Source organism: Pseudomonas putida, from assembly GCF_028682635.1.
In the GTDB taxonomy this organism is placed as follows: domain Bacteria; phylum Pseudomonadota; class Gammaproteobacteria; order Pseudomonadales; family Pseudomonadaceae; genus Aquipseudomonas; species Aquipseudomonas putida_AE.
This window is the reverse complement of record NZ_JANHLK010000007.1, coordinates 167,400-187,321: the sequence shown is the minus strand read 5'-3', so window position 1 is coordinate 187,321 and position 19,922 is coordinate 167,400. Positions and strand designations below refer to the sequence as shown.

Annotated in this window: 16 protein-coding genes; 4 read left to right on the top strand and 12 right to left on the bottom strand. The window is 60.9% G+C overall.

Going from position 1 to position 19,922, the window contains the following annotated elements; all coding sequences use genetic code 11:
* Positions 1–6 precede the first annotated feature (6 nt).
* Positions 7–1,470 carry an NADH-quinone oxidoreductase subunit NuoN gene (gene nuoN, locus NPS56_RS11700; protein WP_274074751.1) on the top strand — a complete coding sequence of 488 codons (1,464 nt, stop codon included), beginning with the start codon at positions 7–9 and terminating at the stop codon, positions 1,468–1,470.
* Positions 1,471–2,022: 552 nt separating this feature from the next.
* Here the strand turns inward: nuoN and NPS56_RS11695 are convergent.
* Genes NPS56_RS11695 through NPS56_RS11670 form a run of 6 tightly spaced genes read right to left on the bottom strand, consistent with a single transcriptional unit; the run spans position 2,023 to position 7,976 of the window.
* Positions 2,023–3,765, bottom strand: a complete 1,743-nt coding sequence (locus NPS56_RS11695) for an extracellular solute-binding protein (RefSeq protein WP_274074750.1) — start codon at positions 3,763–3,765, stop codon at positions 2,023–2,025.
* Between the two features lie 47 nt (positions 3,766–3,812).
* A complete protein-coding gene (locus tag NPS56_RS11690; protein WP_274074749.1) occupies positions 3,813–4,085 on the bottom strand; it encodes a DUF2160 domain-containing protein in 273 nt (90 codons plus the stop codon).
* Positions 4,086–4,095: 10 nt separating this feature from the next.
* On the bottom strand, positions 4,096–4,896 hold the full coding sequence (locus NPS56_RS11685) for a carbohydrate ABC transporter permease (protein ID WP_274074748.1): 801 nt from the start codon (positions 4,894–4,896) through the stop codon (positions 4,096–4,098).
* 7 nt (positions 4,897–4,903) lie between these two features.
* Positions 4,904–5,770 (bottom strand): carbohydrate ABC transporter permease, encoded by an 867-nt coding sequence (locus NPS56_RS11680; protein ID WP_020801179.1) that lies wholly within the window; start codon positions 5,768–5,770, stop codon positions 4,904–4,906.
* Positions 5,767–6,882 carry an ABC transporter ATP-binding protein gene (locus tag NPS56_RS11675; RefSeq protein WP_274074747.1) on the bottom strand — a complete coding sequence of 372 codons (1,116 nt, stop codon included), beginning with the start codon at positions 6,880–6,882 and terminating at the stop codon, positions 5,767–5,769. Before NPS56_RS11675 ends, NPS56_RS11680 begins: the two co-directional genes overlap by 4 nt.
* Positions 6,882–7,976, bottom strand: coding sequence for an ABC transporter ATP-binding protein (locus NPS56_RS11670; RefSeq protein ID WP_274074746.1), 1,095 nt, complete (start codon positions 7,974–7,976; stop codon positions 6,882–6,884). The genes NPS56_RS11675 and NPS56_RS11670 overlap by 1 nt, the downstream gene beginning before the upstream one ends.
* A gap of 355 nt (positions 7,977–8,331) precedes the next feature.
* Between NPS56_RS11670 and NPS56_RS11665 the strand changes: the two genes are divergently transcribed.
* A complete protein-coding gene (locus tag NPS56_RS11665) occupies positions 8,332–10,167 on the top strand; it encodes a sigma-54-dependent Fis family transcriptional regulator (RefSeq protein ID WP_274074745.1) in 1,836 nt (611 codons plus the stop codon).
* A 196-nt stretch (positions 10,168–10,363) separates the two neighbouring features.
* Here the strand turns inward: NPS56_RS11665 and cysS are convergent, their stop codons facing one another.
* Positions 10,364–11,746 carry a cysteine--tRNA ligase gene (gene cysS, locus NPS56_RS11660; RefSeq protein ID WP_077185927.1) on the bottom strand — a complete coding sequence of 461 codons (1,383 nt, stop codon included), beginning with the start codon at positions 11,744–11,746 and terminating at the stop codon, positions 10,364–10,366.
* A 14-nt stretch (positions 11,747–11,760) separates the two neighbouring features.
* A complete protein-coding gene (locus NPS56_RS11655) occupies positions 11,761–13,458 on the bottom strand; it encodes a glutamine--tRNA ligase/YqeY domain fusion protein (protein WP_274074744.1) in 1,698 nt (565 codons plus the stop codon).
* 252 nt (positions 13,459–13,710) lie between these two features.
* Here NPS56_RS11655 and NPS56_RS11650 point away from each other — a divergent pair, with 252 nt between their 5' ends.
* Entirely contained in the window at positions 13,711–14,214 is a 504-nt protein-coding gene (locus NPS56_RS11650; protein WP_008053603.1) for a peptidylprolyl isomerase, read from the top strand.
* Entirely contained in the window at positions 14,211–14,939 is a 729-nt protein-coding gene (gene lpxH, locus NPS56_RS11645) for a UDP-2,3-diacylglucosamine diphosphatase (protein ID WP_274074743.1), read from the top strand. Before NPS56_RS11650 ends, lpxH begins: the two co-directional genes overlap by 4 nt.
* A gap of 86 nt (positions 14,940–15,025) precedes the next feature.
* Here the strand turns inward: lpxH and NPS56_RS11640 are convergent, their stop codons facing one another.
* The 4 genes from NPS56_RS11640 to NPS56_RS11625 form a co-directional block, all read right to left on the bottom strand.
* Positions 15,026–16,555: a DHA2 family efflux MFS transporter permease subunit gene (locus NPS56_RS11640; RefSeq protein ID WP_274074742.1), complete on the bottom strand. Its 1,530-nt coding sequence runs from the start codon at positions 16,553–16,555 to the stop codon at positions 15,026–15,028.
* Between the two features lie 168 nt (positions 16,556–16,723).
* Positions 16,724–17,926, bottom strand: a complete 1,203-nt coding sequence (locus NPS56_RS11635) for an efflux RND transporter periplasmic adaptor subunit (RefSeq protein WP_274074741.1) — start codon at positions 17,924–17,926, stop codon at positions 16,724–16,726.
* 15 nt (positions 17,927–17,941) lie between these two features.
* A complete protein-coding gene (locus tag NPS56_RS11630; RefSeq protein WP_274074740.1) occupies positions 17,942–19,411 on the bottom strand; it encodes an efflux transporter outer membrane subunit in 1,470 nt (489 codons plus the stop codon).
* Complete coding sequence (locus NPS56_RS11625; protein WP_046817145.1) at positions 19,408–19,881, bottom strand: MarR family winged helix-turn-helix transcriptional regulator; 474 nt, start codon at positions 19,879–19,881, stop codon at positions 19,408–19,410. The genes NPS56_RS11630 and NPS56_RS11625 overlap by 4 nt, the downstream gene beginning before the upstream one ends.
* Positions 19,882–19,922 lie beyond the last annotated feature (41 nt).

Genomic DNA, 19,922 nt, shown 5'->3' with positions numbered 1-19,922 from the left:
AGCGCTATGGAATTCACGACTCAACACTTTATCGCGCTAGCGCCGTTGTTGATCACCAGCGCCACGATCATCGTGGTGATGCTGGCGATTGCCTGGCGCCGCAACCACTCCCAGACCTTCCTGCTGTCGGTGGCAGGTCTGAACCTGGCTCTGCTGTCGATCCTGCCAGCCCTGAAAGTCGCGCCTCTGGCGGTGACTCCACTGCTGCAGATCGACACCTTCGCCTGCCTGTACATGGCGCTGATCCTGGTCGCCACCCTCGCCTGTGTCACCCTCGCCCACGCCTACCTCGGCGATGGCGGTTCGGGTTACCCGGGCAACCGTGAAGAACTGTACCTGCTGATCCTGATGGCCGCCGCCGGTGGCCTGGTACTGGTCAGCGCGCAGCACCTGGCCGGCTTGTTCGTCGGCCTGGAACTGCTCTCGGTACCGGTCTACGGCCTGGTGGCCTATGCCTTCTTCAACAAGCGCTCGCTGGAAGCCGGCATCAAGTACATGGTGCTGTCGGCTGCCGGTTCCGCGTTCCTGTTGTTCGGTATGGCCCTGCTCTACGCCGACGCTGGCAGCCTGAGCTTCAACGGCATCGGCCAGGCCCTGGCGGCCACTGGTCTGCCAAGCTCCCTGGCGCAACTGGGCCTGGGCATGATGCTGATCGGCCTGGCGTTCAAGTTGTCGCTGGTACCGTTCCACCTCTGGACCCCGGACGTTTACGAAGGTGCTCCGGCACCGGTGGCAGCGTTCCTGGCCACCGCGTCGAAAGTCGCTGTGTTCGCGGTGATGGTGCGTCTGTTCCAGATCTCGCCAGCAGCGAGCAGCGGTGTGCTGAGCGACGTACTGACCATCATCGCCATCGCGTCGATCCTGTTCGGTAACCTGCTGGCACTGACCCAGAGCAACCTCAAGCGTCTGCTGGGTTACTCGTCCATCGCCCACTTCGGCTACCTGCTGATCGCCCTGGTGGCGAGCAAGGGCCTGGCCGTGGAAGCCATCGGCGTGTACCTGGTCACCTACGTGATCACCAGCCTCGGCGCGTTCGGCGTGATCACCCTGATGTCCTCGCCGTACAACGGCCGCGACGCCGATGCCCTGTACGAGTACCGCGGCCTGTTCTGGCGCCGTCCGTACCTGACCGCCGTACTGACCGTGATGATGCTGTCCCTGGCCGGTATCCCGCTGACCGCGGGCTTCATCGGCAAGTTCTACATCATCGCCACCGGTGTGCAGTCGCAACAATGGTGGCTGGTCGGCTCCCTGGTACTGGGCAGCGCCATCGGCGTGTTCTACTACCTGCGCGTCATGGTCACCCTGTACCTGATCGAACCGAACCTGCGTCGCCACGATGCCCAACTGCACTGGGAACAACGCGCAGGCGGCGTGATGCTGCTGGCCATCGCGGTACTGGCGTTCTTCCTCGGCCTGTATCCACAGCCGTTGTTGAGCCTGGTACAGCAATCGGGGCTGGCGGGTTGATGGCTTAAGCTTTATGCGGTAGAAAACAGAAACGGCACCTTCGGGTGCCGTTTTTGCGTTTGGCGTATCAAGATCAAAAGATCGCAGCCTTCGGCAGCTCCTACAGGTGGATCGCATTTCAAGGTAGGAGCTGCCGCAGGCTGCGATCTTTTGATCTTTATTGCCCTCTTTTTTTTCAGGAAGTTACCTGCAGGGCGGTACGCAGTAGCTGACATTCAACAGGAGGCATTTGCCGTTAAATTTGAAGACCAGCTATCCAGAAAGAAAACCCGGTAACCGACGTTTAGGAACTGATGACATGCTTGATGACTTCGAAGGTACTCAAATCTGAGACTTCCGTCCTGCTGTCAAATGTTTGTTCGGCTGATGAAGTTTGGTGACTGGGATGGCCTCATCGCGAGCAAGCTCGCTCCCACAGGGGATCTTCTGTGGACACACTAATCGCGAACACCGCCGATCAATTGTAGGAGCAAGCTTGCTCGCGATGGCGTCGGAACAGGCACAAACGCAAACGGCACCTTATGGTGCCGTTAACGTTTCACAGCTCAGATATTACTTACGCGCCGCCTCCCACGATTTCAGCAGCTCGGCATAACTCACGGTCTCACCCTGAGGCTTCTCGTTCGCCAGTTTCGGTTTCGGTGCACCCGGCTGATCGAACCAGTATTGCGCATCGCGCTCCGGGTTCATTTTCGGCGCGCAGGTGGCTTGGGCCTTCGAGCGTTCCAGACGGGACATGATCGCGTCCTGATCCTTGGCCAGGCCGTCCAGGGCTTCTTGCGGGGTTTTCTCGCCGCTGGCGGCTTCGGCGATGTGGCTCCACCACAGCTGCGCGAGACGCGGATAGTCCGGCACGTTGGTGCCGGTCGGGGTCCATTGCACGCGGGCCGGGCTGCGGTAGAACTCCACCAGGCCGCCGAGTTTCGGTGCCAGGTCGGTCATGGCTTGTGAGTTGATGTCCGACTCGCGGATCGGGGTCAGGCCGACAATGGTTTTCTTCAGCGAAACGGTTTTCGAGGTCACGAACTGCGCGTACAGCCAGGCCGCGAGTTTCTGTTTCTCAGGCGTGGACTTCATGAACGTCCAGGAACCCACGTCCTGATAGCCCAGCTTCATACCCTCTTCCCAATACGGCCCGCGCGGCGATGGTGCCATGCGCCATTTCGGCGTGCCGTCGGCGTTCATCACCGCCAGGCCCGGTTTGGTCATGTCGGCGGTGAAGGCGGTGTACCAGAAGATCTGCTGGGCGATGTTGCCTTGGGACGGCACGGGGCCTGATTCGGAGAAGGTCATGCCCGCCGCTTCCGGTGGTGCGTACTTCTTCAGCCAGTCGACGTATTTGGTGGTGGCGAACACCGCCGCCGGGCCGTTGGTGTCACCGCCGCGGGTCACGCTGGAGCCGACCGGGTGGCAATCCTCGACGCGGATGCCCCACTCGTCCACCGGCAAGCCGTTGGGGATGCCCTTGTCACCGCCACCGGCCATGGAGAACCAGGCATCGGTGAAGCGCCAGCCCAGGGACGGATCTTTCTTGCCGTAGTCCATGTGCCCGTAGACACGCTTGCCATCGATTTCCTTGACGTCTTCGCTGAAGAATTTGGCGATGTCTTCATAGGCCGACCAGTTCACCGGAACGCCTAGCTCGTAGCCGTACTTTTCCTTGAATTTGGCCTTGAGGTCCGCGCGCTCGAACCAGTCGGCGCGGAACCAGTACAGGTTGGCGAACTGCTGGTCAGGCAATTGATAGATCTTGCCGTCCGGCGCGGTGGTGAAGGAGATGCCGATGAAATCCTTGATATCGAGGGTCGGCGAGGTGAAGTTCTTGCCCTCGTTGGCCATCAGGTCGGTGATCGATTCGGTCTTGCCGTAGCGGAAGTGCGTACCGATAAGGTCCGAGTCGTTGACCCAGCCGTCATAGATGTTCTTGTCCGATTGCATCTGGGTCTGCAGCTTTTCCACCACGTCGCCTTCCTGTAGCAGGTCGTGGGTCAGCTTGATCCCGGTGATTTCGGTGAAGGCCTTGGCCAGCACCTTGGACTCGTATTCGTGGGTGGCGATGGTTTCCGATACCACCTTGATGTTCATCCCGCGAAACGGCTCCGCCGCCTTGATGAACCACTTCAGCTCTTCGAGTTGCTGATCGGCCGTCAGGGTGGACGGCTTGAATTCACTGCCAATCCATTTCTTCGCGGCGTCTTCATAGGCATCGGCCCAGGCAGACGCGCTCAAACCGCTGAGTGCCAGCATGGCTGCCAATGAAATGCTATGTCGCAGCTTATTGTTTTTGTCGAACATAGAGACCTCCTGTTTAAGTTTCGGAGCAACATTGCCGAGCGATTCGACTAGCCCCACCGCATCACAGCCAACAGCCACACCAGGGACATCGCGAAGGCGACCCAGATGCTCCAGTCGGTCACGCCGATTACCAGCAGATGCAGGTAGGCGCTGCCGAGAAGACCGATGAACAACCGATCGCCACGGGTGGTGGCAATCGGCAAAAAGCCTCGCCGAAGGATGCTCGGCGAACGCAACTCCCAGGTGGTCATGCCCACCAGGATCAAGGCAATGACAGTGAAGAATGCCGCCGTCGGGACGGTCCAACTCATCCATTCCATCATCAGCTCCTCATACCCGGCCCAGGGCAAAGCCCTTGGCCACATGGTTGCGCACAAACCAGATCACCAGCATGCCTGGCAGGATGGTCAACACCCCCGCCGCCGCCAGCACGCCCCAGTCGATGCCGGACGCCGAGACCGTGCGGGTCATCACCGCCGCGATAGGCTTGGCGTTCACCGAGGTCAGGGTTCGCGCCAGCAGCAGCTCGACCCAGGAAAACATGAAGCAGAAAAACGCCGTGACGCCGATGCCGGAGCCGATCAGCGGGATGAAAATCTTCACGAAGAACTTGGGAAAACTGTAGCCGTCGATGTAGGCGGTTTCGTCGATTTCCTTGGGCACGCCCGACATGAAGCCTTCGAGAATCCACACCGCCAGTGGCACGTTGAACAGGCAGTGCGCCAGGGCTACCGCGATGTGGGTGTCGAACAGGCCGATCGATGAATACAGCTGGAAGAACGGCAACAGGAACACCGCCGGCGGCGCCATGCGGTTGGTCAGCAGCCAGAAGAACAGGTGCTTGTCGCCGAGGAAGCGGTAGCGCGAGAACGCATAGGCCGCCGGCAACGCCACGCTCAGGGAGATGATGGTGTTCAGGCTCACGTAGTACGCCGAGTTGATGTAACCGGTGTACCAGCTCGGATCGGTGAAGATCACCTTGTAGTTGGCCAGGGTGAAATCCTGTGGGAAAAGCGTCAGGCCGCCGAGGATTTCGCTGTTGCTCTTGAAGGACATGTTCAGCAGCCAGTAGATCGGCACCAGCAGGAACAGGATGTAGATCAGCAGTGGAACAAGCTTTCTCATGCTCATGATGGCCTCAGCGGTTGGCGTCAGAGTGAGTCATGGCGGTATAGAACAGCCAGGACACCAACAGGATGATCAGGAAGTACACCAACGAGAACGCGGCGGCCGGCCCCAGGTCGAACTGCCCGATCGCCATCTGCGTCAGGGTCTGGCTGAGGAAGGTGGTGGCGTTGCCCGGTCCGCCCCCGGTCAGTACGAACGGCTCGGTGTAGATCATGAAACTGTCCATGAAGCGCAGCATCACGGCGATCAACAGCACGCTCTTGAGCTTGGGCAGCTGGATATGGCGGAACACCGCCCAGGCGGACGCACGGTCGATCCGCGCCGCCTGGTAATAAACATCCGGAATCGCCCGCAAGCCGGAGAAACACAACAGCGCCACCAGCGAGGTCCAGTGCCAGACGTCCATCACCAGCACGGTGACCCAGGCGTCCATGGTGTTCGCCGCATAGTTGTAGTTGATGCCCATGGCCTTGAGGCTCGCCCCCAGCAGGCCGATGTCGGCCCGGCCGAAGATCTGCCAGATGGTGCCGACCACGTTCCACGGGATCAGCAAGGGGATCGCCAGGATGATCAGCACCACCGACGACCAGCGCCCCTTGGTCGGCATGGTCAGGGCAATCGCGATGCCCAGGGGGATTTCGATCAGCAGCACGCACGCCGAGTAGATGAACTGGCGCAGCAGTGAATCGTGCAGGCGTGGATCTAGCAGCACTTGTTTGTACCAGTCGGCACCGACGAAGTAGCGGCTGGACTGGTCGAAAATGTCCTGCACCGAGTAGTTGACCACGGTCATCATCGGGATCACCGCACTGAACGCCACCAGCAGGAACACCGGCAGCACCAGCCACCAGGCCTTGTTGTTCTGCACCTTGTTCATGGCTGCGCCTCTTGGCTGGCATTGGCTTCGAGCAGGAAATCATCGGCGTAGACCATCAGCCACTGCGCCGGAAAACTGATGTACGCCGTGCCTTCGGGCACCGGTTTGTCTTCGGCCAGGCGCACTTTCAGCGGCGCGCCGTCGAGGTTGAGGGTCATGATCTTGTAGGTGCCGAGGTCTTCGACGTGTACGACTTGTGCCCTCAGCGCGTCATCAAAAGGCTCGTCCCATACATGGATGAACTCCGGGCGAATGCCGACTTTCAGGGTTTTCCACGTGGATTCGGCGATGCGTTTCTGCATGGCCTCGGACAAGGGCAGATGGGTCGAAGCAAAACCGACGCCACCCGGTTGCGGCCGGACTTCGATCAGGTTCATTCCCGGACTGCCGATGAAATAACCGACAAAGGTATGGCTCGGCCGTTCGAACAGTTCCCGCGGCGTGCCGAACTGCACGATCTGCCCGCCGTACATCACCGCGATCTTGTCGGCGAAGGTCGAGGCCTCCAGCTGATCGTGGGTGACGTAGACCATGGTGATGTTGAACTGCTCGTGGATCTGCTTGAGCTTGCGCCGCAGCTTCCACTTCAGGTGCGGGTCGATCACCGTCAGCGGCTCGTCGAAGAGGATCGCCGAGACGTCATCGCGCACCAGTCCACGGCCCATGGAGACTTTCTGTTTTTCGTCGGCGGTGAGGTTGCTGGCTTTTTTGCTCAGCAGGTTCTGCAGGTCGAGGACTTCGGCAATTTCCTGCACCTTGGTGTTTATCTTCGCCTCGGCCATGCCCTGGTTTCGCAACGGAAAGGCCAGGTTGTCGAACACCGTCATGGTGTCGTAGACCACCGGAAACTGGAAAACCTGGGCGATGTTGCGTTTTTCCGGGGTCAGGTTGTTGACCGCCTTGCCATCGAACAGTACATGACCCTGGGACGGGCTGAGCAGGCCGGAAATGATGTTGAGCAGGGTCGACTTGCCGCAGCCAGACGGGCCGAGCAATGCGTAGGCGCCGCCCTGCTCCCAGATGTGATCCATCTGGCGGATCGCGTAGTCCTCGGGACCGCTTGGCGTGCTGGTGTAACTGTGGGCGAGGTTCTGCAAACGGATTTCAGCCATCAGGCAACCCTCGCGACGCGCCGGCCGGGCGCCTGGACCAGCCGCCCCTGCGCATCGAACACGAACAGTTTATGGGTCGGGATGTAGATGCGGATCGGCGCATCGACGTCGTATTCGTGAACCCCGGGCAAGTGCAGCACCAGCAGGAAATGCTCGTTGCGCACGTGCAGGAAGGTTTCCGAGCCGCTGATTTCCGCGACTTCGACGGTCACCGCCAGTTCCAGGTCGTCGTCGTTGCTCGGCACCAGCGAGATGTGGCTGGGGCGCACGCCAAAGCGGAACTCGCCCTCGCCCACCGGGCGTAAATCGACGTTGAGCGGGAAGTGCACGAAATTGGCGAAGCTCACTTCGTTGCCGGCAATGCGACCCGGCATCAGGTTGATCGGCGGCTCGGAGAACAACTCCGCCGCCAGTACGGTCTGCGGCTGGTGGTAGACCTCGGACGACAGGCCGCTCTGGATTACCCGGCCCTCATGCAGAATCGTGGTGGTGCCGCCCAGGGCCAAAGCTTCGTTGGGCTCGGTGGTGGCATAGATGGCGATGGTGTGGCGCGCCTTGAACAGCTCGCGCATTTCCTGGCGCAGCTCTTCGCGCAATTTGTAGTCGAGGTTGACCAGCGGCTCATCGAACAGGATCAGTTCGGCATCCTTGACCAGCGCCCGGGCCATGGCCGTGCGTTGCTGCTGGCCACCGGACAGTTCCAGGGGATAACGCTGCAGGAATTTCTCGATTCGCAGCATCTTCGCGGTTTCCAGCACCTTGCTCTGGATCTGCTCATTGGAGACACCGGCCTGGCGCAACGGCGAGGCGATGTTCTCGAAGACGGTCATGGTCGGGTAATTGATGAACTGCTGATACACCATCGACACGTTGCGAAGGCGCACCGGGCGCTGGGTGACATCGACGCCATTCATCAGGATGCGCCCGGTGTCGGGCTTGTCCAGCCCGGCCATCAGGCGCATGAGGCTGGTCTTGCCGGACAGCGTGCGCCCGAGCAGAACGTTGAAGGATCCGGGTTCGAAACGCAGGCACGCATCGTCGATCCAGGTCTGGCCCTCGACGGTGCGGCTGACATGCTCCAGGGTTAACGACATGGCTCGGCCTTTTTTATTTTTGGAGTCAAGCGACCTGGGTGACAGAGCGACTTTCGTGCCAGAAATTTCAAGCCATTGAGCGGATTGGAGTTTTTATAAAACCGCGAAGAACCGGCGTTCGTAGCTGAACAGAAATGAACAACCTGAAGTGAACAATTGAACAGCTCACCGATTGACATTGAACAATAGTGAACAACACTCTATGGACTGTTCACGACCCCTGTAGGAGCTGCCGCAGGCTGCGATCTTTTGATTTTGTTTTTCAAGATCAAAAGATCGCAGCCTGCGGCAGCTCCTACAGGGGATCGCATGCACCATAAAAACAATAAAAATGCTGATTCAGAGGCTGACTGTCATGGCCGTACCTGCCACCGCGCTATCCCACGACGCCATCATCCAGGACTCCTGGTCCCGCTGCCGCGCGTTCGGCCTCGATCACCAGAGCACCCCGGCGTTCGACCAGCTGCCGGCTGAAGGCATCGCGCAGTTGCTGGAGAGCCAGCATTCGTTGGTGCAGACCACCCATCAGGAAGTGCTGCCGTATTACGAAAACATCCTCAGCAACTCCAACTGCCTGATCATGCTCGCCGACAATCAGGGCCAGGTGCTGACGTCCTGGGGCACCCAACGGTTTATCCAGCCGAGCCTGACCCGTGGCTTCAGCGCGGGCGCCAGCTGGATGGAGCGCTGCAGCGGGACCAACGCGATCGGTACCGCCCTGGCCTGCGAGCAGGCGGTGCACATCGAGCACGATGAGCACTTCCTCAAGGCCAACCGCTTCATGACCGGTTCCGCCGCGCCGATTTTCGATGCCGAGCGCAAGGTCATCGCCGTGCTGGATGTATCCAGCGACAGCTACCTGCCGCCCTCCCATACCCTGGGCATGGTCAAGATGATGAGCCAGACCGTGGAAAACCGGCTGATCCTCAACCTGTTCCACGGCCAGCATTTTCAACTGACTTTCAACACCGGCCTGAACAACCTCGACAGCCAGTGGGCCGGCTTGCTGATTTTCGATGAGAGCGGCCAGGTGCTGTCCGCCAACCGCCGCGCCGACAACCTGCTTGGCGTGCGCCTGTCGCGGGTCAGCATCGAAAGCCTGTTCAAGGTCTCGCTGCTGGAGCTGCTGAATCAACCCGAAGGCCTGCCCTTCTCGCTCCAGGCCTCCGGACGCAATCGTTTCCAATGCTTGCTCAAACGTCCGAAACAGGTGCCGATCCAGGCCAGAGTGTTCGTGGAACCTGCCGTACAAGCACCGGCAGCAATCAGCCTCAATACTTTGCATTTTGGCGACAGCCGTGTAGAAAAAGCCGTACGCCAGGCCGAGCGCTTGCTGGAAAAAGACATTCCGTTGTTGATTCACGGCGAAACCGGGGTCGGCAAGGAAGTGTTCGTCAAAGCCCTGCACCAGGCCAGTTCGCGCAGCAAACAAGCGTTCATCGCCGTGAACTGCGCCGCGATCCCCGCCGAACTGGTGGAGTCAGAACTGTTCGGCTATGAAAAAGGCGCGTTCACCGGGGCCAACCAGAAAGGCAGTATCGGCCTGATTCGCAAGGCCGACAAAGGCACGCTGTTCCTCGATGAAATTGGTGACATGCCGCTGCCGACCCAGGCCCGTTTGCTTCGTGTGTTGCAGGAGCGATGCGTGCAGCCGGTGGGCAGCAGTGAGTTGTTCCCGGTGGACATCCGCATCATTTCCGCGACCAACCGTTCTTTGCGTGAGCAGGTGCAACTGGGGCGTTTTCGCGAGGATTTGTACTACCGAATCGGCGGCCTGACCCTGGAACTGCCACCGTTGAGAGAGCGCAGTGACAAGGAGGCGCTGTTCAAACGCTTGTGGGAACAGCACCGCGAGCCTTCGCAATGGGCGGGATTGAGCCGCGAAGTGCTGGAATTGTTCAGCCGTCATCCGTGGCCGGGGAATCTAAGGCAGGTCAGCAGCGTAATGCAGGTGGCGCTGGCCATGGCCGAGGAACAACCGGTGCGGCCGGAGCATTTGCCGGATGATTTTTTTGTCGATCTGGAGATGGAGCCGGTGGAGACGGCGGAGCCATTGGCGGTGGATCTTGATGATGCCGAGGCGTTGAATCGGCAGTTGCAGGCGGTGGGGGGGAATATTTCGCATCTGGCGCGGCGGTTGGGGGTTAGTCGCAATACCCTTTACAAGCGGTTGCGCCAGGCTGAGCGATGAGTTGGTCGGACGGGCCTCTTCGCTGGCAAGCCAGCTCCTACAGTGTCCGTGGTGTACGAAATGTTGGCGAACAACGCGACCCTGTAGGAGCTGGCTTGCCAGCGAAGGCGCCAGATCAAACACCACTGGAACCCGCCAATCTGCCCAAAAACAAAAACCCGCACAAGGCGGGTTTTGTCTGTAACGCAAGCAGCAATCAGTCAGCCAAACGCCAGGTCGTCCCGCCCTTGCCGTCTTCCAGCACCACGCCCATGGCGGTGAGCTGGTCGCGGATGCGGTCGGATTCGGCCCAGTCCTTGCCGGCACGTGCCGCCAGGCGCGCAGCGATCAGCGCTTCGACTTCAGCCGCATCCACACGCCCTTCGGCGCCAGCCTGCAGGAAGTCATCGGCTTCGAGCTGCAATACGCCCAACACGCTGGCCAGTTCTTTCAAACGGGCAGCCAGGCCGGCCGCTGCGTTGAGATCGCTCTCGCGAAGGCGGTTGATCTCGCGAACCATTTCGAACAGCACCGCGCAGGCTTCCGGCGTGCCGAAGTCGTCGTTCATCACCTGGGTGAATCGCTCGACGAAGGCTTCTCCACCAGCAGGAGCAACAGTCGGCAGGCCTTTCAACGCGTGGTAGAAACGCTCCAGGGCGCCCTTGGCGTCCTTGAGGTTGTCTTCCGAATAGTTGATGGCGCTGCGGTAGTGGCTCGACACCAGCAGGTAACGCACGACTTCCGGGTGGTACTTGTCGAGCACATCGCGAATGGTGAAGAAGTTGTTCAAGGACTTGGACATCTTCTCGCCATTGATGCGAATCATGCCGCAATGCATCCACGCGTTGGCGTAGGTCTTGCCAGTGGCCGCTTCGCTCTGGGCGATTTCGTTTTCGTGGTGCGGGAACTCCAGGTCGCTGCCGCCACCATGGATGTCGAAGGTCTCGCCCAGGCAGCAGGTCGACATCACCGAGCACTCGATGTGCCAGCCCGGACGCCCGGCGCCCCATGGCGATTCCCAGCTCGGCTCGCCCGGCTTGGCGGCTTTCCACAGCACGAAGTCCAGCGGGTCCTGCTTGGACTCGTCGACTTCGATGCGCGCGCCGATGCGCAGGTCTTCGATTTTCTTGCGCGACAGCTTGCCGTAGCCCATGAACTTGCCGACGCGGTAGTACACGTCGCCATTGCCCGGCGCGTAGGCGTAGCCCTTGTCGATCAGGGTCTGGATCATCGCGTGCATGCCAGGGATGTGATCCGTGGCGCGCGGCTCCATGTCCGGCTTCTTGATGTTCAGGCGCGCTTCGTCTTCGTGCATCGCCGCGATCATGCGCTCGGTCAAGGCTTCGAACGACTCGCCGTTCTCATTGGCCCGGTTGATGATCTTGTCGTCGATGTCGGTGATGTTGCGCACGTAGGTCAGGTCGTAGCCGCTGAAGCGCAACCAGCGGGTCACCAGGTCGAACGCGACCATGCTGCGACCGTGGCCCAGGTGGCAGTAGTCGTACACGGTCATGCCGCACACGTACATGCGCACCTTGTTGCCATCGAGCGGCTTGAAGACTTCTTTGCTCTTGGTGAGCGTGTTGTAGATCGTTAGCACGTTATTTCCTTGAATCACTGGCCCCAGGAGTCACGCAGGGTCACGGTACGGTTGAACACCGGAGCGCCCGGTTTCGAGTCCTTGATATCCGCGACGAAGTAACCTTCGCGCTCGAACTGGAAACGGTCTTCCGGCTGTGCATTGCCCAGCGAGGGTTCAGCACGACAACCGGTGAGTACCTGCAGCGAGTCAGGGTTGATGTTGTCCAGGAAACTGGCGCTGTCTTCGGCCTTCTCAGGGTTGGCCGAACGGAACAGTCGATCGTACAGACGCACTTCGCACTCGACGCTGGCAGCGGCCGGCACCCAGTGCACCACGCCCTTGACCTTGCGGCCTTCAGGGTTCTTGCCCAGGGTGTCCGGATCGTAGGAGCAACGCAGTTCGACGATGTTGCCATCGGCGTCCTTGATCGCTTCGTCGGCGCGGATCACGTAGCTGCCGCGCAGGCGCACTTCGCCGTTCGGTTCCAGGCGCTTGTAGCCCTTTGGCGGCTCTTCCATGAAGTCTTCACGGTCGATGTAGATTTCCCGGGCGAACGGCAGGACGCGCACGCCCATGTCTTCTTTCGGGTGGCATGGCAGTTCGAGGTTCTCGACCTGGCTTTCCGGATAGTTGGTGATCACGACTTTCAGCGGACGCAGCACGCACATGGCGCGCGGGGCGCTGTGGTCGAGGTCGTCACGGATGCTGAATTCGAGCATGCCGAAGTCGACCACGCCGTCGGAGCGGTTGGTGCCGATCATATCGCAGAAGTTGCGGATCGACTTCGGCGTGTAGCCACGGCGGCGGAAGCCCGACAGCGTGGACATGCGCGGGTCGTCCCAGCCGTTGACGTGCTTTTCATCGACCAGCTGCTTGAGCTTGCGCTTGCTGGTGATGGTGTAGTTCAGGTTCAGGCGGCTGAACTCGTACTGGCGCGGGTTGGCCGGCACTGGCAGGTTCTCGAGGAACCACTCGTACAGCGGACGGTGGCTTTCGAACTCCAGGGTGCAGATCGAGTGGGTGATGCCTTCGATGGCGTCCGACTGACCATGGGTGAAGTCGTAGTTCGGGTAGATGCACCACTTGTCACCGGTCTGGTGGTGATGCGCGTGACGGATGCGATACATGATCGGGTCACGCAGGTTCATGTTCGGCGAGGCCATGTCGATCTTGGCCCGCAGCACACGTGCACCGTCCGGGAACTCACCGGCGCGCATGCGGGCGAACCAGTCGAGGTTCTCTTCAACCGAACGATCGCGGAACGGGCTGTTCTTGCCCGGCTCGGTCAGGCTGCCGCGGTATTCCTTGGCTTGTTCAGGGGTCAGGTCGTCGACATAGGCCTTGCCGGACTTGATCAACTCCACCGCCCAGTCGTGCAACTGGTCGAAATACTGCGAGGCGTAGCGCACTTCACCGGACCATTCGAAGCCCAGCCACTTGACGTCGCTTTCGATCGCGTCGATGTATTCCTGGTCTTCCTTGGCCGGGTTGGTGTCGTCGAAACGCAGGTGCGTGACGCCGCCGAACTCCTGGGCCAGGCCGAAGTTCACGCAGATCGACTTGGCATGGCCGATGTGCAGGTAGCCGTTGGGCTCAGGCGGAAAACGGGTGACGATCTGCGTGTGCTTGCCCGAGTCCAGGTCTGCCTGGATGATCGGCCGCAGGAAGTTGACCGGCACGGCTGGGCCGGTCTTGGCATTCGAGGTAGGGTCGACAGTGGGCTTGCTCATAGGATCCTTGAACGTACTGGTGCGTGGCCGTAATGAAGGCCGGACAAAACAAAGCCGCTATCATAGCCGATGCCGTCAAGTACCTGACAGAGCGCACCCTGTAAACCGTCGTATTTAATAGGCCGTAAATGAAAAAACAGCCTCGAAATTCGCGCCTGTCACGCTAAACTGCGCACCTTGGCCGAGACTGGCTGAACCGGTTGCGGGACCCAATGTCCCAACACCACGAATTCCTCTTGATGAGTAACGATCATGACCCAAGTCAAACTGACTACCAACTTCGGCGACATCGTCCTCGAACTGAACGCCGACAAAGCCCCGATCACCGTGGCCAACTTCGTCGAGTACGTTAAAGCCGGTCACTACGAAAACACCGTTTTCCACCGTGTCATCGGTAACTTCATGATCCAGGGCGGCGGTTTCGAGCCAGGCATGAAAGAAAAGAAAGACAAGCGCCCAAGCATCCAGAACGAAGCTGACAACGGCCTTTCCAACGACAAGTACACCGTCGCCATGGCCCGCACCATGGAGCCGCATTCGGCTTCCGCGCAGTTCTTCATCAACGTGGCTGACAACAGCTTCCTCAACCACAGCGGCAAGAACGTGCAAGGCTGGGGCTACGCGGTATTCGGCAAAGTGACCGCCGGCACCGACGTTGTCGACAAGATCAAAGGCGTGGCCACCACCTCCAAGTCCGGCCACCAGGACGTACCGGCAGACGACGTGATCATCGAGAAAGCCGAGATCATTGAGTGATACTGCTGATTTCAGACTTGCATCTGGAAGAGGAGCGCCCGGACATTACCCGGGCGTTTCTGGATTTGCTCGCCGGACGCGCCCGTTCGGCGAGTGCGCTGTACATTCTGGGCGACTTTTTCGAGGCGTGGATTGGCGACGATGCCATGACGCCGTTCCAGCGTTCCATCTGCCAGGCCCTGCGCGAATTGAGCGACAGCGGCACGGCGATATTTCTGATGCACGGCAATCGCGACTTCATGCTGGGCAAGGCGTTCTGCAAACAGGCCGGCTGCACCCTGCTCAAGGATCCGACTGTCGTGCAGTTCAATGGCGAACCCGTGCTGTTGATGCACGGCGACAGCCTCTGCACCCGCGACGAAGCCTACATGAAGCTGCGTCGCTACCTGCGCAACCCGATCACCCTGTTCATCCTGCGGCACTTGCCGCTGCGTACCCGCCATAAACTGGCGCGCAAACTGCGCAGCGAAAGCCGCGCGCAGACGCGGATGAAGGCCAATGACATCGTCGACGTCACGCCCCTGGAGATTCCGCGGATCATGCAGCAATACGGCGTGAAAACCCTGATCCACGGCCATACCCACCGCCCCGCCATCCACAAGCTGCAGCTTGGCGAACAGGCGGCCCGGCGCATTGTGCTGGGGGATTGGGACAAGCAGGGTTGGGCGTTGCAGGTGGATGAGCAAGGGTTTGCGTTGGCGCCGTTTGATTTCGTAACACCGTAAAGATCAAAAGATCGCAGCCTTCGGCAGCTCCTACAGGTGTACACATAACCCTGTAGGAGCTGCCGAAGGCTGCGATCTTTTAGCAGTCAATGTCCTGCAGAAGCAGGCCCCGCCTTCGCCGCAAACGGCGGTTTCGCCAGCCAGACGATCACGATCAACCCCATGAACGCCCACCCCAGCAACGTGAAGTAATCCACGGTGGAGAGCATGTACGCCTGGCTGGTCAGCACATGATCGAGCTGCGCGTACGCCTGGCTGCTCGCCCCACCCAATGAATGCAGGGCCTCGCGGGTTGCGGGCTCATAGGTGCTGATGCTCTCGCTCATGTATGCATGGTGCTGGTCGGCCCGGCGGATCCAGATCCACGTGGTCAACGACGCCGCGAAGCTGCCGCCCAGGGTCCGCAGGAAGGTCGCAAGGCCCGCGCCATCGGCGATCTGGTTTGGCGGCAGGTCCGACATCAGGATGCTCAGGGTCGGCATGAAGAACAACGCCACGCCAATCCCCATGAACAACTGCACCAGGGCGATGTGCTGGTAGTCCACTTCGTTGGTGAAGCCGGCGCGCATGAAACAGCTCAAGCCGATGGCCAGGAACGCAACGCCCGCCAACAAGCGCAGGTCGAACTTGTGCGCGTACTTGCCGACAAACGGCGACATCAAGACCGGCAGGATCCCGATCGGCGCCACCGCCAGGCCGGCCCAGGTGGCCGTATAGCCCATCTGGGTTTGCAGCCATTGCGGCAGGATCAGGTTGATCCCGAAGAACCCGGCGTAGCCCAACACCAGCACCAGTGTGCCGATGCGGAAGTTGCGGTAGGCGAACAGCCGCAGGTTGACCACCGGGTGGCGGTCGGTCATTTCCCAGATCACGAACACCGCCAGGGCAATCAGCGAAATGGCCGCGCCAATGAGGATGAAGTTCGATTCGAACCAGTCGAGGTCATTGCCCTTGTCGAGGATGATCTGCAACGCCCCGACGCCGATGACCAGGCTGATCAAGCCGACGTAATCCATCGGCTGGTAACTGGTCACCACCGGCCGCGCCTTGAGCTGCGAACGCACGACCATGACCGCGAAGATGCCGATTGGCACGTTGATGAAGAAGATCCACGGCCAGCTGTAGCTGTCGGTGATCCAGCCGCCGAGGATCGGGCCTGCAATCGGCGCGACCACCGTGACCATCGCCAGCAACGCCAGGGCCATGCCGCGCCTGGCCGGTGGATAGACGGCGATCAGCAGCGTCTGGGTCATCGGGTACAACGGCCCGGCCACCAGGCCTTGCAGCACCCGGAAGCCGATCAGCTCCGGCATCGAGGTGGAAATACCGCAGAGAAACGAGGCCAGCACAAACAGCACGGTCGCCCACAGGAACAGCTTCACCTCACCGAACCGCCGGCTGAGCCAGCCGGTCAGCGGCAACGCGATGGCGTTGCTCACCGCAAAGGAGGTGATGACCCAGGTGCCCTGCTCCGAACTGACACCCAGGCTGCCGGAAATCGTCGGCAGCGCCACGTTGGCGATGGTGGTGTCGAGCACCTGCATGAAGGTCGCCAGCGACAGGCCGATGGTGCTCAGCACCAGGCTTGGGGGCGTGAAAGACGCGTTATTGCTCATCGCGAATCCTTTGAAACCTGTTGGGCGCTGCGCCTTTTACAGACGCAGCTGACCTTTGTGGGAGCGAGCCTGCTCGCGATGGAGTGTCAGTCGACGGTGATGTAGCTGACCCACCATCGCGAGCAAGCTCGCTCCTACAGGGGGGCGGGGTGATGGTGGATTGGCGAATCAGCGATGCACGGTCTTGCTGACCGCGGCGCTGTTGTCGTGGATCAACTGGGTGATCATGGCGTCGGCCTCGGTCAACTGGCGGTCATAGATGCCGGTGCTGAACGACGCCTTTTGCGGCGGCTGTTGCGCCAGCACCGGGCCGCTCTGGTCCCGCAGGTTCACATCGACCAGGGTCGACAGGCCAACGCGCAACGGATGCTCGGCCAGCTGCTGGGCGTTGATATGAATGCGCACCGGTACCCGCTGCACGATCTTGATCCAGTTGCCGGTGGCGTTCTGCGCCGGCAGCAAGGCGAAGGCGCTACCGGTGCCGGCACCGAGGCTGTCGACGGTGCCGCTGTATTTCACGCTGCTGCCGTAGAGATCGGCTTCAATGTCCACCGGTTGGCCGATACGCATGTCGCGCAGCTGGGTTTCCTTGAAGTTGGCGTCGATCCACAGTTGATCCAGAGGGATCACCGCCATCAGCGCCTCGCCCGGTTGCACCCGTTGCCCAAGCTGCACGCTACGCTTGGCCACATAGCCGGTGACCGGCGCGATCAGGGTGCTGCGGGCGTTGTTCAGGTAGGCCTGGCGCAATTGCGCCGCGGCGGCCATCACGTCCGGGTGCGAGGAAACCACGGTGTCATCCACCAGCGCGCTGGAAGTCTTGAGCTTCTGTTGCGCATTGGCCAGGGCGTTCTGTGCCGAGGTCAGGTCGTCACGGGCGTGGGACAGTTCCTCCTGGGAAATCGCCCCGCCGACCGCGAGATTTTTCCGCCGGTTGAAGTTGTCCTGGGCTTTTTGCACTTCGGCCTGTTGCGCGTTGACCTGGGCTTTCATGCCGTCGACGTCGCTGTACAGGCCGCGAACCTGACGCACGGTGCGGGCCAGGTTGGCCTGGGCACTTTGCAGGCCGACTTCGGCGTCATTCGGGTCGAAGTTCACCAGCACCTGGCCTTCGTGGACCAGATCGCCATCGTCGGCGCCGATGCTGACGACGGTGCCGGTTACCAACGGGGTGATTTCCACCACGTTGCCGTTCACATAGGCGTCGTCGGTGCTTTCGCTCCAGCGCCCGTAGAACTCGTGGTAAGCCCAGACGCCCGCGCCGCCCAATACGACCACCGCGGCCAGGACCAGCAGCATGAACTTGCGCTTGCCCGAATCGGGATTGGCAGGTTGGGTTTCAGGGGTTGAAGTTGTATCGGCAGTGGCCATGACAAATACCTTGAATTAGTGGGTCAGCGTGGCGGGCGCGGCGTTGGCCGAGGCAATGGCCTCAGGCTGGAAACCGCCACCCAGCGCCTGTATCAGCTGGATCGACAGGTCGATCTGCTCGGCATTCAGGTTGGCCAGCTGACGCTGGGCCTGAAGCAACTGCTGCTCGATGCTGAGCACGTCCAGGTAGTTACCGATGCCGGAACCGTAGCGCTGGACCACGGTGTTGTAGGAATCCTGGGCGATGTCGGTGGCGTGCTGCTGGGCAGCGATCTGCCGACCGATATCACGCAACTGGTTGATGCTGTCGCTGACGTCGCCCAGCGCCCTGACCAGGCTTTTGTTGTACTGCGCCACCGCCAGGTCGTAGTCGGCGTCGCGGGAATCGAGGTCGGCGCGCAGGCGGCCACCGTCGAAAATCGGCACGGAAATCGTTGGTGCGACATTGAAGAAGCGGCTGGCCGAACCAAACATCGCATCCCCCAACAGGGATTCGGCACCGGCCGCGGCGCTGAGGTTCAAGTTCGGATAAAACTGCGTCTTGCCGGCGTCGATATTCTTGCTCGCCGCCTCGACCCGCCAGCGCGCGGCCACCAGGTCCGGACGCCGTCCGAGCAGTTCGGCCGGCAGTACCGACGGCAAGGCCACGGCACCGGGCTTGAGAATGTTCGGCCGGGCGATTTCATTGCCGCGATCCGGGCCTTTGCCCAGCAGTACGGCTAGCGCTATCTTGGCGCTTTGCAGGCGTTTTTCGGCGTCGATCAAATTGGCTTGGGAGGTGGCTTCCAGGCTTTCGGTCTGCTGGAACTGATACTGGCTGTCGATCCCGGAGCTCAGGCGACGCTGGCTCAGGTCGAGCATTTGCCGAGTGCGCTTGAGGTCTTCGGCGGACAGGTCATGGACGATGTGCGCCTGGCCCAGATCGCTGTAGGCGCGGGCCACGTCGGCGGACAGGGTCAACTGCGCAGCCTGCTGATCGACTTCGGCGGCACGGGCCTGGCCCAGCGCGGCTTCCCAGGCATCACGCTGACCGCCCCAGAGGTCGAAGTTGTAATTGAAGGTGGCGCTGATGTTGCGCACGGTGGCGTAGTTGTCGCCCTGCCCCAGCGGGTCCTGGTCTCGGGCCAGACGCGAACGGCTGACGCCGGCGCTGGCATCCAGGGTCGGCATCCGCGCGGCGTCGGCGGCGTAGGCCGCGGCGCTGGCCTGGTGGGCGCGGGCGTCGGCGATCTGCATGTCGGGGCTGTCGCGCAGGGCTTCGCGGATCAGGCCGTCGAGCTGCGGATCGCCGAGACTGGTCCACCAGTTGCTTTTCGGCCAGGCCGCTGGCGACAGCGTCACGCCGCTGAGGGATTGCCCCGCCTTGAGGTTTTTCGCGTCGAGGCTGACGCCTTCGGTGGTCAGGCCACTGTAGCTGGCACAACCGGCCAGGCTCATGGCCAACAGCACCAGGCTCAGGCCGGTGCGCAAGGTTTTACTGTTCATTGGTCACCTACCCGCAGCAGGGTGATCGAGTCACCGGCTGCTATCAGGATTTTCTTGAGGATCGACTCCAGGGTTTTCAATTCTTCCGGCGTGATGGCGCCGGCCAGTTCATTCATGGCCTGGGCGCCGATGTGCGGCAGACGATCAGCCAGCTTCTGGCCTTCGGCGGTCAGCACCAGCTGAACCTGACGACGGTCTGCCTCGGAGCGTTGGCGGGCGAGGAAACCTTTCTGTTCCAGACGATCGAGCATGCGGGTCATCGAACCGCTGTCCAGGGACAGGTGCCGGCACAGCTCGCCAGGCGAATCGACGCCGTACTGGGCGATGATGATCAACACCTTGAACTGCGCGGCGGTGATGCCGTGGGGTTCCATGTGCGTGTCGATGATGCGGTCCTTGAGCAGCGCAGCGCGCCCAAGCAGCAGGCCGAGGTGGCAATTGTGGAAGTCGTCTGGCGTGAAATGTTTCATCTGAACACCAATAAGCTGCCTAGGCAGTGAATGTATGTCGA

What these genes read in the sequence shown, in the direction of transcription:
- nuoN (WP_274074751.1), top strand. Translation starts at nt 7, where the DNA reads ATGGAATTCACGACTCAACACTTTATCGCGCTAGCGCCGTTGTTGATC.
- NPS56_RS11695 (WP_274074750.1), bottom strand. Translation starts at nt 3,765, where the DNA reads ATGTTCGACAAAAACAATAAGCTGCGACATAGCATTTCATTGGCAGCC.
- NPS56_RS11690 (WP_274074749.1), bottom strand. Translation starts at nt 4,085, where the DNA reads ATGGAATGGATGAGTTGGACCGTCCCGACGGCGGCATTCTTCACTGTC.
- NPS56_RS11685 (WP_274074748.1), bottom strand. Translation starts at nt 4,896, where the DNA reads ATGAGCATGAGAAAGCTTGTTCCACTGCTGATCTACATCCTGTTCCTG.
- NPS56_RS11680 (WP_020801179.1), bottom strand. Translation starts at nt 5,770, where the DNA reads ATGAACAAGGTGCAGAACAACAAGGCCTGGTGGCTGGTGCTGCCGGTG.
- NPS56_RS11675 (WP_274074747.1), bottom strand. Translation starts at nt 6,882, where the DNA reads ATGGCTGAAATCCGTTTGCAGAACCTCGCCCACAGTTACACCAGCACG.
- NPS56_RS11670 (WP_274074746.1), bottom strand. Translation starts at nt 7,976, where the DNA reads ATGTCGTTAACCCTGGAGCATGTCAGCCGCACCGTCGAGGGCCAGACC.
- NPS56_RS11665 (WP_274074745.1), top strand. Translation starts at nt 8,332, where the DNA reads ATGGCCGTACCTGCCACCGCGCTATCCCACGACGCCATCATCCAGGAC.
- NPS56_RS11655 (WP_274074744.1), bottom strand. Translation starts at nt 13,458, where the DNA reads ATGAGCAAGCCCACTGTCGACCCTACCTCGAATGCCAAGACCGGCCCA.
- NPS56_RS11650 (WP_008053603.1), top strand. Translation starts at nt 13,711, where the DNA reads ATGACCCAAGTCAAACTGACTACCAACTTCGGCGACATCGTCCTCGAA.
- NPS56_RS11640 (WP_274074742.1), bottom strand. Translation starts at nt 16,555, where the DNA reads ATGAGCAATAACGCGTCTTTCACGCCCCCAAGCCTGGTGCTGAGCACC.
- NPS56_RS11635 (WP_274074741.1), bottom strand. Translation starts at nt 17,926, where the DNA reads ATGGCCACTGCCGATACAACTTCAACCCCTGAAACCCAACCTGCCAAT.
- NPS56_RS11630 (WP_274074740.1), bottom strand. Translation starts at nt 19,411, where the DNA reads ATGAACAGTAAAACCTTGCGCACCGGCCTGAGCCTGGTGCTGTTGGCC.
- NPS56_RS11625 (WP_046817145.1), bottom strand. Translation starts at nt 19,881, where the DNA reads ATGAAACATTTCACGCCAGACGACTTCCACAATTGCCACCTCGGCCTG.